The following is a 13,367-nucleotide window of genomic DNA, read 5'->3' as shown; positions in this document are numbered from 1 at the left end:
CCCAAGGATTATGGGATCGGCCAATCATTTTTCGCCATAGATTCACGGGATTCAACCGATAGAAGCCGGCAACGAATTTGCTGAAAACCGATTGACAACGACAATAGCCGTCAAGTTAAATGCGCTCTGACGCAAGTCGTGGGAAAACGTATTTGCGCAACCTCATTGAAGGCTGTCAACAGAAAGGGTATTGCCATGGCGGATAACGTGGTAGTGGCAAGGAACACCGAGAACGCACCGAAGTGCCCGATGTGCTCTCAGACCGTCGCTTTCTCCCATTACAACAACCTCTCGGCCCAGCTGCCTGTCGATCCTAAGACCGGCGCAATCGTCGAGGGCGGTGTCAAGGAGCAGGCAGAGCAGTGCTTCCGTAACATCGCAGCCATCGTTGCGAGCATCGATCATGACCTGAACGACGTCGTTCGCGTCACCATCTTCGTCAAGGACATCATGGACATCGACGTTGTGGAGAGGGCTTACAAGTCCTTCTTCACCACCTATGTGCCCGCCCGCACCATCGTTGCCGTCAACGATCTGCCCATGGGCGCCCTGGTCCAGGTTGAGGCTCTGCTCACCAACGGCGAAGGCACCATCCCGAACGAGCCCCAGGCCGGCGACCTGGTCAAGTACGCCAACAACACCCACAGCGCCCCGTTCGACGCGATGTCCACGCAGTCCGTGGCGTTCTCCCACTACAACAACATCACCGCTCAGCTGCCGATCGACCCGGTTTCCAACCAGATCGTCATGGGCGGCGTGCAGGAGCAGACCGCTCAGTGCCTGAAGAACATCAAGGCCGTCCTGACTGCCATGGATGTTCCGTTCGACGACATCGTCAAGGTCACCGTCTTCCTGAAGGACCTCGGCGACGTTGAGGCCATGAACGAGATCTACAAGCGCTTCTTCCCGGATTCGGGCATCGCCCGCGCCGTCAACTACCTGCCGGCCCGCACCGTGGTCGAGGTCGCCGACCTGCCGCAGCATGCGCTCGTGCAGATCGAGGCCGTGTGCTCCCACGGCGACGGCACCCCGCCGCAGGCCGTCGAGGCCCGTCATGGCCTGATCATCGAGGCCAACAACATCGCCGACGCTCCGAAGGACGAGCTGTCCTCCCAGACCGTGGCGTTCTCCCACTATAACAACATCTCCGCCCAGCTCGGCGTTGACCCGACAACGGGCGTGCTGGTCGCCGGCGGCGTGAAGGCCGAGACCGAGCAGGCTCTCAAGAACATCAAGGCCATCATCGAGAGCGTTGACCATGTCCTGGAAGACTGCGTCAAGGTGAACATCTTCGTGAAGGACATGAACGACATGGACGCCGTCAACGAGGTGTACGCTCAGTTCTTCCCTGAGGGAACCCCCGCTCGTCGCGTGGTTGGCGTTGCGAACCTGCCCATGGGCGCCGCCATCCAGATCGACGCCATCTTCGGCAACTTCGAGGGTACCCCGCCGATCGCCTAGCGCATCATCCGCGAATCCTTGTCGATCATCGGGTGACCGATGGTTTTGGGAAGGGAACGGGTTTTCACCCGTTCCCTTTCTTGCGTTGGGGAAGGTTTGGGCGGCTTGAAACGCCGTAGCGCTTGCTGCGGCGGCCTTTCGGCTTGAGATTCGCCGCACGCCCTTGCTTTATGGGGAAAGTCCTGGGCATGGTGGTTTCCTACGATGTTTGAGCGCAGGGAAGCTGCGTTTCGATTGGCGGATACAGGGAAAAGGAATGGATGCGGGGCGCCTGTCTCATGCGGGCGCCCTGACGCATCGGGAAAGGACGGCCTTCATGAAATGGAACGTGGTCACGGATTCAAGCTGCGACCTTATCCCCTCGGACTATCGATCCGACGTGATCGAGCTATCCAGCGTGCCGTTCGCGATCAGCGTCGGGGTTCGCGGGTATACCGATGACGAGCAGCTCGATATCGAGGAGATGCTGCGCGATATGGAACAGGAGAAGACCGCCAGCTACACCTCGTGCCCTGCCCCGGGTGCGTGGCTTGAGCAGTTCGAGAAAGCCGACCGCACCTTCGCCATCACCATCTCGTCGCAGCTCTCCGGCAGCATGAACAGCGCGCTCACCGCTCGCGACCTGGCGCTTGAAGCGGACCCGGACAAGAAGATCGCCGTGCTGGATTCCCGCTCTACCGGTCCTGAGCTGGTCCTTTGCGTGCGTGAGATTGAAAGGCTCGCCCGTGAGGGCGTCGATTTCGACGAGGCGGTGGACCGAGCGAACGCGTTTCTGGATAAGACCAAGGTGATCTTCGCGCTTTCGTCTTTCGACAATCTGATTAAAAACGGCCGCATGAACAAGATGGCGGGCTTTCTGGCCAAGGCGCTTGGCATGTGGGGCATCGGCAGCGCAAGCGACGAGGGTCGAATCGTTGTCGAGGGCAAGACGCGCGGCCCGAAGCGCACCGTTCGCACGCTTGTCGAGTGCATGAGGGAGCGCGGGTTTGCCGGCGGCAACGTTGCCATCAGCCATTGCGACAACCATGCTGTTGCCCAGGCTCTTAAAGAGGGTATTTTGAACGCATGGGAGGATTCCTGGATCGAAATCCTCCCGACCAGGGGTCTTTGCAGCTACTACGCCGAACGCGGCGGCCTGATCGTCGGCTTTTAGCTCGTAGATTGCCGTGCGTCGTTGATTGCAAAGATTCGGTTTCATTAACAATACAGCGTTTCAGAAACGGTTGAGCCGCGCCCAAAAAGATTGTTTGGGCGCGGCTCGTTATATTTCCCTGACGGGGTGGTATAGGGCAGGGATCCCGCTCTTTTAGGTTACAGGTCGTCGGGGCAGTCTAGTTCCGCTTCGATTTTCGCGCGGCGCTGTTTTGCCTCAAAGAATGCCAGGCACAGCGCACCGAATACGGCAACGAAGATGGTCACGCCGAACACTACGCCCGTTGCCAGGTTCGTTCCCCAAAAGACGCTTTCGATCGGTACGATCTGCGTCTCGGCGATGCAGCGCATAGCAGCGATGGCGAGTGCGCTTGCGATGCCGGTGATGCCCGAAATGAGCAGGAAATAGCCCGTGGGAATGTGCTCTGTTTGCCCGAAGCGGTTGGTGTCGACATAGCCTTTCCTCGTTTGCAGCACGGCACAGACGGTCATCACGATGAAAAGCCATGCGTACATGACGGCGTCAACGGGATTTGCGAAGAGGCGAAACGCTTCGCCGGCGCCATCGTGCACCCATGCTACCTGCTGGGCCATGATTTGATACACAAGCAACGTGAGCATTCCGAACGATAGCAGCATGAACCCAAGCTTGTAGATTTTCGCGTTCTCGGCCTCAAGACGCTCGTCCTTCGGGCCGGCGTATTCGCGCCATTTCTGGGCAAGTTTCATATTTTGCAGCTTCATGATTCTCTCCTAAAAGGATATGTCTTGGTTTGGGTAACGTGCTGGGTTGGGAACGATGAAAACGGGTTAGCGTTCTTCGTCCCAGAAAAGGTCGTTTAGGGTGACATGAAGGGTTTTGCAAATGGCAACGCATAAATTGAGCGTGGGATTATAACCGCCTGCCTCGATAAGGCCGATGGTTTGGCGTGTGACGCCGACGGCTTCGGCTAAATCGGATTGCGAAAGGCCGGCCGCTGCGCGCGCTGCCTTCATGCATAGGTTTTTCTTGCCTGGCATGGGATTCCTTTCGACGTATGAACAGATATCCGTTGCAACATGACAGAAATATATTGCATCCAAATCTTAATGTCAACTATATGTTGCAATATGAAATGTAAGTACGGCACGTTCTTCGTCGTTGCAAGAAGCACTACAGACGATTCCTCATGAAAAAGGCGCCTTGCAAAGAGCAAGGCGCCTTGGATAGGCGATATGTTGCGGGTTTATTCCCACTCCACCGTGCCGACAGGCTTGGGGGTGAGGTCGTAGCACACGCGGCAGATGCGGGGGACCTCGGCGGTGATGCGGGCGGTGATGCGCTTGAGCAGCGCCCAGTCGAGCTCGGGGACCTCGGCTGTCATGACGTCGACCGTGTTGATGCAGCGGATGATGCAGGGCCAGTCGTAGGCGCGCTTGCCCTCGCGCACGCCGGTTGCGCGGAAGTCGGGCACCACGGCGAAGTACTGCCAGATGGTCAGGCCGGCGTTGTCGATCTCCTCGCGCACGATGGCGTCTGCCTTGCGCAGCGCCTCCAGGCGATCGCGGGTGATGGCGCCGAGGCAGCGAACGCCCAGGCCGGGGCCGGGGAAGGGCTGGCGCTCGACCATGTTCTCGGGCAGGCCGAGCTCACGGCCGACCACGCGCACCTCGTCCTTATACAGCAGCTTGACGGGCTCGCATAGCTCGAACTGCAGATCGTCGGGCAGGCCGCCCACGTTGTGGTGCGCCTTCACGCCGTCCTGGGACTCCAGGATGTCGGGGTAGATGGTGCCCTGCGCCAGGAAGCTGACCTCGTTGCCGACCTTGCGGGCCTCTTCCTCGAACACACGGATGAACTCGGCGCCGATGATCTTGCGCTTGGCCTCGGGCTCCTCGACGTCGACGAGCTTGCCCAGGAAGCGGTCGGTGGCATCCACGTAGACCAGGTTCGCGTCCAGCTGGTTCTTGAACACGTCGATGACCTGCTCGCTTTCGCCCTTGCGCATGAGGCCGTGGTTCACGTGCACGCAGATGAGCTGCTTGCCGATGGCCTTGATGAGCAGCGCTGCGACGACGGAGCTGTCAACGCCGCCGGAAAGGGCCAGCAGGACCTTCTTGTCGCCGATCTGCTCGCGGACTGCGGCAACCTGCTCGTCGATGAAGGCTTGGGCGAGTTCAGGGGTGGTGATGCGCACCATGTCGTCGGGACGCTTGTTCGGATCCATGCAGAGCTCCTTTTAGTTCGCGGGTATGCGCTGCCGTGCGCAGCACATGAGTCGTAGCCCCATATTATATGCGGCAGGGTCCAGGTTTTCTTTTGCCGAGACAGGCTTTTTTGTGGTCGAGCAGCGGATTCCTGCGCTCGGCGACAGGCGGGTCGTGCTCGCATGTCGTCAGGAGGTGACATTCGATTCCCTCTCGACGGCATGAGGCCGCGCGTTTTGCGCGGTTACGGGAATCGCCCTTGCAGTGCCGGCGCGGGAGCAGCCGCGTTGCCGATGCATCCCGGCAGGGTTTTCTCCTGGTAGGATACGGGTACGGTATCAAGCGAAGGAGGGGGTTCCATGAACTACAGGCGTTTGGGCAGGACGGGGCTTGAGGTCAGCGAGATCGGCTTTGGCGCGGAGTGGATGCCGGGTGACGACCAGGAGAAGGTTTCCTGTTTGGTGGATTTCGCTGCGGAGCAGGGCGTCAACATCGTGGATTGCTGGATGGCCGATCCGGCGGTGCGCAGGGTTTTGGGCAACGCCGTCTGCGCGCATCGCGACAAGTGGATTGTGCAAGGCCACTTCGGCGCCACCTGGCAAAACGGTCAGTATACTCGCACGCGCGACATGGACGCGGTGATCCCGGCATGGGAGGAGTTGCTGTCGTGCTTCGGCGGGCATATCGAGCTGGGGCTGATCCACTTCGTGGACGCGGTCGTCGAGTTCGAGCAAATCATGAACGGCCCGTTCATCGAGTACGTGCGCGCCGAGAAGGCCGCCGGGCGCATCGATCACATCGGCTTGTCCACGCATAACCCCGAGGTTGCGCTGCGGGCTGCGGTTACGCCGGACATCGAGATGATCATGTTCTCCATCAACCCCGCCTACGACATGCTGCCCGCTTCCGAGGACATCAACGACCTGTTCAAGGATGAGTACCAGCCCGGTCTTGAGAACATGGACCCGCAGCGCAAGCGCCTGTACGCGCTGTGCGAGGAAAACGGCGTGGGCATCACCGTCATGAAGCCGTTCGCGGGTGGGCGCCTGTTCGACGCCGAGAAATCGCCATTCGGCGTGGCGATGACCCCCGTGCAGGCTTGCCATTATTGCCTGACTCGCCCCGCGGTCGCCTCCGTGTTGGCCGGGTTCAGGGACATCGAGGAATGCGTAGGCTGCCTGGCGTACGAAACCGCCGATGACGCGGCGAAAAACTACGCGTCCATCTTGGCTGGCGCTCCGCAGCACGCCTATTTCGGCAATTGCATCTACTGCGGGCATTGCCAGCCTTGCACCGTGGGCATCAACATTGCCGAGGTGAACAAGTACTCCGACCTTGCGCAGATGCAGGATGAGGTGCCCGCATCCGTTCGCGACCATTACCTTGCCCTTGAGGTTCGCGCCGGGGACTGCACCGGATGCGGCGCCTGCGAGGCGAACTGCCCGTTCGGCGTGCCCATCGCCCAGCGCATGGAGGAAACCGCCGCGTTGTTCGGCGCTTAGCGGGGAATGCGAGGGAAAGCGATGAGCGGCGGCAGCATCGAGATTCGCGACATGGTGGCGCGCCGCGGCAGCTTCTCGCTGCGCGTTGACGAATTGCATATCGAGCCGCACGAGATATTCGCCATCGTGGGGGGAGACGGGGGCGGGTAAGACCGTGCTGCTCGAGGCGATCGCCGGCGCGTTTCCCCTGGACGCCGGCAGCATCCTGCTCGACGGCAAGGACATCCGCTGCCTGCCCGTGCAGCAACGGCGGTTGGGGATCGTGTATCAGGACCACGCGCTGTTCCCACATATGACGGTTGCGGAGAACATCGGCTACGGCCTGAGGATGGCGCGCTGCAGGCCGTGTGCCCTGCCGATGAGCTGTTCACGCGCGAGTTCTGCCCGCAGGTGATGGCGTTTCTGGGCCGCGGCTAGCGGTATCATCTTCAAGAAGGAAAACCACGCGCTAGGAAGCGCAAGGAGGAACCATATGTATATCCCGGACAGCTATCTCGATGAGCTTATCGCCTCCGACATCCCCAGCGGGATCGACCTGACCACGCATGTCCTGGGCATCGGCGGGCAGCCGGGCCGCATGGAGTACTACACGCGCGACGCGGCCCTGCTTTGCGGGACCGAGGAGGCCGCCCGCATCTTCGGCCGCTTCGGCTGCACGGTGGCCGAGGCGCTTCCCAGCGGCAGCATGCTCGCGCCTGGCGACGTGTTCATGACCGTTGAGGGCCCTGCTGCCGGCCTGCATATGGGGTGGAAGATCTGCCTGAACATCTTCGAGTACTATTGCGCGCTTGCCACCAAGGCCAGGCAGATGGTGGATGCCGTGCATGCCGTGAACCCGCTGTGCGAGGTGCTTTCCACCCGCAAGCTCATGCCCGGCACCAAGCCCTTCGACGTCAAAGCGCTCACGTTGGGTGGCGCCTTCCCGCACCGTCTGGGGCTGAGCGAGACGGTGCTCGTCTTCGATCATCACCTGACCTTCTACGGCGGGCTTGAGAAGCTCATCGCCGACCTGCCGCAGCTCAAGGCGAAGGTCTGCGAGAAGAAGCTGTTCGTCGAGTCGAGCACCGAAGACGCGGTGCGCCTGGTGGAAGCCGGCGTCGACGGCGTGCAGCTTGATAAGATGGCGCCTGAGCAGGTTGCGCAGCTGGTGCCGCAGCTCAAGGCCATCAACCCCCACGTGACCCTTATCGCCGCCGGCGGCGTCAACCTGGGTAATGCGGCCGAGTATGCCGCCACCGGCGTGGACGGCCTGGCCACCACCTGCCTGCATTTCGCCAAACCCCTCGACATGAGCGTGCACATGAGCGCGCGGTAGGGGCGCGTTCGGGCTTTTGCGCGCTGCCCGTATGCGTGTGCTTCAGGGCTTGCGTACGGGCAGCATGGTGGACGCCACTTGATTTGTGCGAGATCGAGCTGCTCGCACTGCCGGCCCGAGGAAGCGCTTGGGACTCTTATTTCGCGGGGAGGATCTCGATCCACTGGCCGTCGGGGTCGGCGATGAAGTACAGGCCCATACGGGGGTTCTCCCGGATGATACAGCCCATCTTCTCGTGAAGCTCGTGGAAGGCGTCGAAATCGTCCACGGCGAAGGCGGTGTGGGTGTCCTTGCCGCCGTTGCCATAAGACTCCACCTGCCCGCGGCTCCAGGTGAGCTCGATCTCGAAGGGCGCCTCGTCGTTTGCCATGAAGGCGTTTGTCCAGGAGCCGTCCTCGGGGCCCATTTCGCGCACCACCTTCATGCCGAGCGCCTCTTGATAGAACTTGATGGTTGCTTCCTTGCCTAGCACGTGAGTGCAAGGATTCGCGTCGGTCGCAAAGCGGAAATCCGTGTCAGCTGCAACGTGTCAGCAAGTTGCCTGCGCGCTACAGGAGCCGGTACGTGCGGCCTTCGTAGTCAATGACGCCTTCCTTGCGCAGCTTCGAGAGCTCGTTCGACAGCGCGCTGCGGTCGACGCTGAGGTAGCTTGCCAGCTTGGTCTGGCTGTAGGGGATGGCGAAGGCGCGGGTGCCGGCTTTCTTCTGCTGCTGCGATAGGAAGGCGAGGATCTTGCCCCGTATGGTCTTGGGAGTCATGGCGATGGCGCGGCGGTTCATGTCCAGGTTGCTTAGCGCCAAGGCGCGCATGAGGTTCGAGGATATGTGCGCGTGGCAGCCGCACTGCTTGGGGCAGGAATGGATGATACGTTCGGCCTTGAGCAGCACTACCTCGCATGCCGTATCCGCCAGCACGTCGATGTCGAGGGGTTCCATGCTGCAGGCGTAGCCGTGCGCGAAAAGCGAGCCGGCTCCCAGCATCTCCAAGATCGTTGTCTCGCCCCAGGCATCCGAGACCTCGATCCGTACGCGCCCGGACAGGACGACGCCGAGGTATTCGGTGGGCTGGCCGGCGCGCATGATTCGCTCCTCCCGGCTGAAAGCCCTTCTTGTCGCCCCAAGGCAAGGCAGCATCAGCCTCGCTTCGTCTTGGGTTATGCCGGCGAATAGCATCGAAGAAGAAGTGGGGATATCAAGCATTGGCTTCACCTGTAGGTTCTACAACAGAAACGTATGAGACACAACAGTATAGTGCAGTCACTTCGAAAAGACACCCTTTGATTGAGGAGCGCGAAATGACTGACGAGAACATGTTCTGCTTCCAATGCGAGCAAACGGCGGGATGCACCGCCTGCACCGGAGCCGCCGGCGTATGCGGCAAGACCGCCGATGCGGCTCGGCTGCAAGACGAGCTGACCGGGGCGTTGGTCGCCCTGGCCCGAGCAGAGAGCGGCGGAAGGGGGGACTCCGAGTCCGACGGGCTTATGCTCGAGGGCATGTTCGCCTGCGTGAGCAACGTCAGCTTCGACCCCGAGGCCATCGCAGCCCTCGAGCGCCGCGTTCGCGCCAAGGCTATCGCCCTGGGCGAATTCGATCCGTACGACATGGGCGAGTTGTGGGACGCGCAGGAGGATATCCGCAGCCTGAAGAGCTTGCTGCTTTTCGGCATGCGCGGCGTGGCGGCGTATGCCTACCATGCGCAGGCGTTGGGGAAGTCGGACCCTGCCGTGACGGCGTTTCTCTACGAGGGCATGAGGGCCGTCGGCTCCGATCTGGGCATGGACGAGCTGCTGCCCTTGGTCCTCAAGTGCGGCGAGGTCAACCTGGCCGCCATGGCCGCTTTGGAGGACGCGAACGTCTCCGCCTACGGCAGGCCCGAGCCTGCGACGGTTGAGCTCAAGGTCGAGGCGGGCCCCTTCATCGTGGTCACCGGCCACGACCTGCACGACCTCAAGCAGCTTCTGGAGCAGGCCGAAGGCCGCGGCGTGAACGTGTACACCCACGGCGAGATGCTCCCCGCAAACGCCTATCCCGAGCTGCGCAAGTATCCGCACCTGAAAGGCAACTACGGCACCGCATGGCACAACCAGCGCAAGGAGTTCAAGGACCTCCCCGCGCCGATCCTGTGGACTACCAACTGCCTGCTGAAGCCGGACGAGTCGTATGCCGACCGCGTGTTCACCACCGGCCCCGTGAGCTTCCCGGGCGCGCATGCCGTCGAGGCGGGCGAAGACGGCGCCAAGGACTTCTCGGCCCTTATCGACAAGGCGCTGGAGCTGGGCGGCTGGGACGCTGATCGGACCTTTGCCGGCATCAACGGCGGCACCAGCGTCGCCACCGGATTCGGCTACGACGCCGTGATGAGCGTCGCCCCCGCCGTCATCGATGCGGTCAGGTCCGGCGACATCAGGCGCTTCATCCTGCTGGCGGGCTGCGACGGCGTGCGCAAGGAGCGCAGCTACTACACCGACTTCGCCAAGATGGCGCCGTCCGACTCCGTCATCCTGACCCTTGCCTGCGGCAAGTACCGCTTCAACGACCTGGACCTGGGCAGCATCGGCGGCATCCCGCGCCTGCTGGACGTCGGCCAGTGCAACGACGCCTACGGCGCGATCAAGATCGCGCTCGCGTTGGCGGATGCCTTCGGCTGCGGCGTGAACGACCTGCCGCTTTCCATGGTGCTCTCCTGGTACGAGCAGAAGGCGGTGTGCATCCTGCTCACGCTGCTGCATTTGGGCATCAAGGGCATCTACCTGGGCCCCACGCTTCCGGCGTTCGTGAGCCCCGGCGTGCTGCAGGTTCTGGTGGACAACTACGGCATCCGCCCCATATCCACCCCCGAGGCAGACCTTGCCCAGATCATGGGCTAGCCGATCGATCGTTCCCCTTAGGCGGGATTCGTTCGTTGTCGGGACCGCGACCTGCGTCGCTGCCTTTGTCCCTGCTAGCAAGATCGCCCTCGTCGTCTGCGCGGCGGCCCAGCTGTTTGCAAGCCGGGCCGCCGTCGTGGCATAACCGGTATCGGTGCGCAGCGTTGCGGCAGCTCATGGACCAGTATCATTCTGGCGGGCACGCATATTCCAACCCTGCGGCAATCGACAGGACGACGGTTTACCGCCTTGAGATAGAGTCGATGACGGGAAAAGGAAACTGCCCAAATAGCAGCAAGTTTGTTGGGTATGCCGACCGTCTTCTTTCCTAAAAGCCCCTGGGTAAGAGCGTCGAGGCCGCGTGCCGTTCCTCCGGTGGGCAAGGCTCAAAAGCACATGATGGAGGTTTCCTCGGGAAAGAAGGCGGATGCGCTTGCGCTAGCGCTAGCGGCTATTGGAGAGGTTTGTGCCCGGCAGGCGTTTCGTAATCTAGGACTTGCTCGTTTTTTTAAGAACGCTTCTATCCTCCTGTTCGCGGCGCGGGCAGATTGCTCGCATGCTGGCAACAGCTTTCGCTGCCCAAAATGAGGCGCTCAGCTATTACGTAACCCCCCTGACATTTAGCATTGATTCATCTTCCTGATGGCCACGGAATCGCATGTTGTGCGGTGACCGCGATATCGTGGCTGTCGATGTCATCTCGTATAGTTCGCTGTAATGCCATCAGGCGAAAACGGATGTTTCTATATGCTATTTGACGTGATGAGATGGTTGATTCGACTGATTTTCATAACGGGTGATCTTGCTTGATGCCATCTGGATTGCAAGTGGCGAAGTTGGGAAACCATGCCTATCGCCACCAGGAAGTTCATCGATTACATGAGCTCGCATATCGAGGCTTAGCTGCGTGCGATATCGCAAATGGGATTGCCGGCCGATATGGGATGGTGTGCAGAGGGTCTGTCCACCTATCCTCAGCGCAAGGCCGTGCTCGAGAAGCGGAAGGCCCGCATGGAGTCGGAGATCGCGAACATGAATCGCGCGCCGGACAAGCTGAAGCCTAAATGCCGGTGCCACGAATCCCGGAATGAGCACGCTGTAGCGTTTTACTGACAGGTTGTCCAATCTGCCCTTGGTCGCATAACCGCGCGGCCTGTTTGGAATGGGTCCCCGTTTAAGATGAGCTATGGGAATCGTGACGACTTGATACCGCCTGCAAGCCTCCTTCAGAATAGGCGCCGAGCAGCTCCTGCGCATGGGCGAACTCGGGCCCTCGCCTCCACCCGAGCAGGCGGTTGACCGCGAGATTTCCTTGGACGTTGTGGACGAAGATCAGATAGGCGTCCTCGCGCGAAAGCCCGGTCTTCTCCATGATCGAGGGAGCCATTTGCTCGGCACCACGCTCAACGACGCGCTGTGCGAGCCCTACAAGGACCTTGACGCCATTCTTGCCGAGGCGGATCTGATCATCATCGGCGCTAGCAACAGGCTTGACATGGAGAGGGGAACATACGCACGTCGATCGACGAGCTGCGCCTCGCTCATCCAGACGCCTTCGCCACGGCCCAGCTCGAAGAGCTCGCGCGCCTTGTGCAAGTCCATCGCAACGGCAGGGTTGCCATCCTCGAACTTGGCGTGGGACTGCTAAACGGTGTCATAAAGCGCATGCTCGCGGGCATGGCGGGGGTTCGAGGTTTGCAGCGAGGACGTCCCCCGATGCCCGCACTGCGGCTGGCAGCTTGCGCCGTGGGTGCGCGACGACACGTTTCCCCGAGGTAACTACTTGGAGTGCGCTGCCGGCATCCTATAATGACCATAAGACGATACACATAATCGAGGAGGTTCATCATGGAAAAGGAACTGTTCGATTTCGTTGCCGAACGCGCGGGCATTCTCGCCGCTGCCGACACGAGCAAGCAGGACACCAAGGACGCGGCTGCTGCCTGGGAAGACGCTGTTGCCGCCGATAGCAGCGCCGCCGCTGTTGAGGCTGCAACCACCAAGCTGCTTGACTTTCTTGAGGGTCGCCCCACCACGATTGACGGCGTTATCACGTTCGCCCAGGGCCCGGCGAAGGAAATCATGGGCGAAGAGACCGCCGCGAAAATGCTCGAAGCACAGTTCGCGCGCAAGGAAGCGGGCGCCAAGTACTGCAATTGCCCCTCCTGCGCCGCCGCCTCCGAACTGCTTGCGAAGTTCGGCCGCATCGAGCTGTAATACATCTCACGTCGCAAGCTGCGCATAGAGCGCGCGGGTCCTTCAAGGTCCGCGCGCTTTTGCTTTGATGCACGATAGGGGGTATGCATGCGAAAGCGCGAGTTCGAAACCGAGCGTGGGGCGCTGCGCTACTGGGTGTCGGAAAACGATGAGGAAACGGCGCAGCTTGTCTTCTTACCCGGCCTTACCGCCGACCATCGTTTGTTTAACAAGCAAGTTGATTACTTTTCCCAGCGGGCAAGGTGCTTGGTGTGGGATCCCCCTTCCCACCATGTCGTGTTCTATCGCCTTCGGGGACAAAAGCTGGGACAACTTCAAAAACTTACCTTAACCCAGGGCGTTGAGTTTTCATTTTTTGCCCCAAAGGGCGTGGTGGATGGTCCCCGCAAACTCAACAGAACCGAAAACACCCGTTCTGAATCTCAACTGTCCTTTAGCGCGCAAGCCGCCAGCTGCAACCACAAGTGAATCATCTGAGGCGGCTTGCCCATCGTTCGCAAAACCGCAGGTCGCAGGTTTGCGCCATCGACAGGAAAAGGAAGTAGTCTCGGATGGCTTGCCCATGAGTTGGCGAACGGGCCTTGAGATTCCGCTGACGTCCGGAAACGCTTCGAGCTCCACGGCGTAACGTTTCTGGGGGTGCGGCGTAAGCCGCGTCGGCGAT

Annotated in this window: 16 protein-coding genes; 10 read left to right on the top strand and 6 right to left on the bottom strand. The window is 60.9% G+C overall.

Annotated features, from left to right (window positions below; genetic code table 11):
- The first annotated feature begins 195 nt into the window (after positions 1-195).
- Together DW178_RS02560 and DW178_RS02555 are read left to right on the top strand one after the other, a co-directional pair.
- Positions 196-1,461, top strand: a complete 1,266-nt coding sequence (locus tag DW178_RS02560; protein ID WP_118349553.1) for a RidA family protein — start codon at positions 196-198, stop codon at positions 1,459-1,461.
- 316 nt (positions 1,462-1,777) lie between these two features.
- Positions 1,778-2,614: a DegV family protein gene (locus DW178_RS02555; protein ID WP_158573997.1), complete on the top strand. Its 837-nt coding sequence runs from the start codon at positions 1,778-1,780 to the stop codon at positions 2,612-2,614.
- Between the two features lie 158 nt (positions 2,615-2,772).
- Here the strand turns inward: DW178_RS02555 and DW178_RS02550 are convergent, their stop codons facing one another.
- The 3 genes from DW178_RS02550 to guaA all read right to left on the bottom strand — a co-directional run bounded on the left by DW178_RS02550 (position 2,773) and on the right by guaA (position 4,820).
- Complete coding sequence (locus tag DW178_RS02550; RefSeq protein ID WP_118349551.1) at positions 2,773-3,357, bottom strand: hypothetical protein; 585 nt, start codon at positions 3,355-3,357, stop codon at positions 2,773-2,775.
- Between the two features lie 66 nt (positions 3,358-3,423).
- Positions 3,424-3,633 carry a helix-turn-helix transcriptional regulator gene (locus tag DW178_RS02545; RefSeq protein ID WP_118349550.1) on the bottom strand — a complete coding sequence of 70 codons (210 nt, stop codon included), beginning with the start codon at positions 3,631-3,633 and terminating at the stop codon, positions 3,424-3,426.
- 206 nt (positions 3,634-3,839) lie between these two features.
- On the bottom strand, positions 3,840-4,820 hold the full coding sequence (gene guaA / locus DW178_RS02540; RefSeq protein ID WP_118349549.1) for a glutamine-hydrolyzing GMP synthase: 981 nt from the start codon (positions 4,818-4,820) through the stop codon (positions 3,840-3,842).
- A 339-nt stretch (positions 4,821-5,159) separates the two neighbouring features.
- On the opposite strand from guaA, the gene DW178_RS02535 reads away from it, so the two are divergent.
- The 4 genes from DW178_RS02535 (at position 5,160) to modD (ending at position 7,617) form a co-directional block, all read left to right on the top strand.
- A complete protein-coding gene (locus tag DW178_RS02535) occupies positions 5,160-6,302 on the top strand; it encodes an aldo/keto reductase (protein ID WP_118349548.1) in 1,143 nt (380 codons plus the stop codon).
- Positions 6,303-6,323: 21 nt separating this feature from the next.
- Complete coding sequence (locus tag DW178_RS11495) at positions 6,324-6,452, top strand: hypothetical protein (protein ID WP_286168473.1); 129 nt, start codon at positions 6,324-6,326, stop codon at positions 6,450-6,452.
- A 4-nt stretch (positions 6,453-6,456) separates the two neighbouring features.
- Complete coding sequence (locus DW178_RS02530) at positions 6,457-6,696, top strand: ATP-binding cassette domain-containing protein (protein ID WP_199669225.1); 240 nt, start codon at positions 6,457-6,459, stop codon at positions 6,694-6,696.
- 78 nt (positions 6,697-6,774) lie between these two features.
- The gene (modD, locus tag DW178_RS02525; protein WP_118349547.1) at positions 6,775-7,617 is read left to right on the top strand and encodes a ModD protein; all 843 of its coding nucleotides are present in this window, start codon (positions 6,775-6,777) and stop codon (positions 7,615-7,617) included.
- Positions 7,618-7,753: 136 nt separating this feature from the next.
- On the opposite strand, the gene DW178_RS02520 is transcribed toward modD, so the two are convergent.
- Together DW178_RS02520 and DW178_RS02515 are read right to left on the bottom strand one after the other, a co-directional pair.
- Entirely contained in the window at positions 7,754-8,089 is a 336-nt protein-coding gene (locus tag DW178_RS02520; RefSeq protein ID WP_286168472.1) for a VOC family protein, read from the bottom strand.
- Positions 8,090-8,165: 76 nt separating this feature from the next.
- On the bottom strand, positions 8,166-8,750 hold the full coding sequence (locus DW178_RS02515; protein ID WP_286168471.1) for a Crp/Fnr family transcriptional regulator: 585 nt from the start codon (positions 8,748-8,750) through the stop codon (positions 8,166-8,168).
- 161 nt (positions 8,751-8,911) lie between these two features.
- Between DW178_RS02515 and hcp the strand changes: the two genes are divergently transcribed.
- Positions 8,912-10,486: a hydroxylamine reductase gene (gene hcp, locus DW178_RS02510; protein WP_118349544.1), complete on the top strand. Its 1,575-nt coding sequence runs from the start codon at positions 8,912-8,914 to the stop codon at positions 10,484-10,486.
- Between the two features lie 1,174 nt (positions 10,487-11,660).
- Here hcp and DW178_RS11100 read toward each other — a convergent pair.
- Positions 11,661-11,873, bottom strand: a complete 213-nt coding sequence (locus tag DW178_RS11100; RefSeq protein WP_158573991.1) for a hypothetical protein — start codon at positions 11,871-11,873, stop codon at positions 11,661-11,663.
- Between DW178_RS11100 and DW178_RS02505 the strand changes: the two genes are divergently transcribed.
- From DW178_RS02505 to DW178_RS02495, 3 genes are all read left to right on the top strand, one after another.
- Positions 11,874-12,134 carry a hypothetical protein gene (locus DW178_RS02505; RefSeq protein WP_147363793.1) on the top strand — a complete coding sequence of 87 codons (261 nt, stop codon included), beginning with the start codon at positions 11,874-11,876 and terminating at the stop codon, positions 12,132-12,134. It begins immediately after the preceding gene.
- Between the two features lie 200 nt (positions 12,135-12,334).
- Positions 12,335-12,703, top strand: coding sequence for a 3-hydroxyisobutyrate dehydrogenase (locus tag DW178_RS02500; RefSeq protein WP_118349542.1), 369 nt, complete (start codon positions 12,335-12,337; stop codon positions 12,701-12,703).
- 87 nt (positions 12,704-12,790) lie between these two features.
- On the top strand, positions 12,791-13,171 hold the full coding sequence (locus DW178_RS02495; protein ID WP_118349541.1) for an alpha/beta fold hydrolase: 381 nt from the start codon (positions 12,791-12,793) through the stop codon (positions 13,169-13,171).
- Positions 13,172-13,367 lie beyond the last annotated feature (196 nt).

This window comes from Eggerthella sp. AM16-19 (genome assembly GCF_003474385.1).
Taxonomy (GTDB): Bacteria; Actinomycetota; Coriobacteriia; order Coriobacteriales; family Eggerthellaceae; genus Senegalimassilia.
The sequence above is the reverse complement of the archived record's forward strand: the minus strand, read 5'-3'. Positions and strand labels throughout refer to the sequence as shown.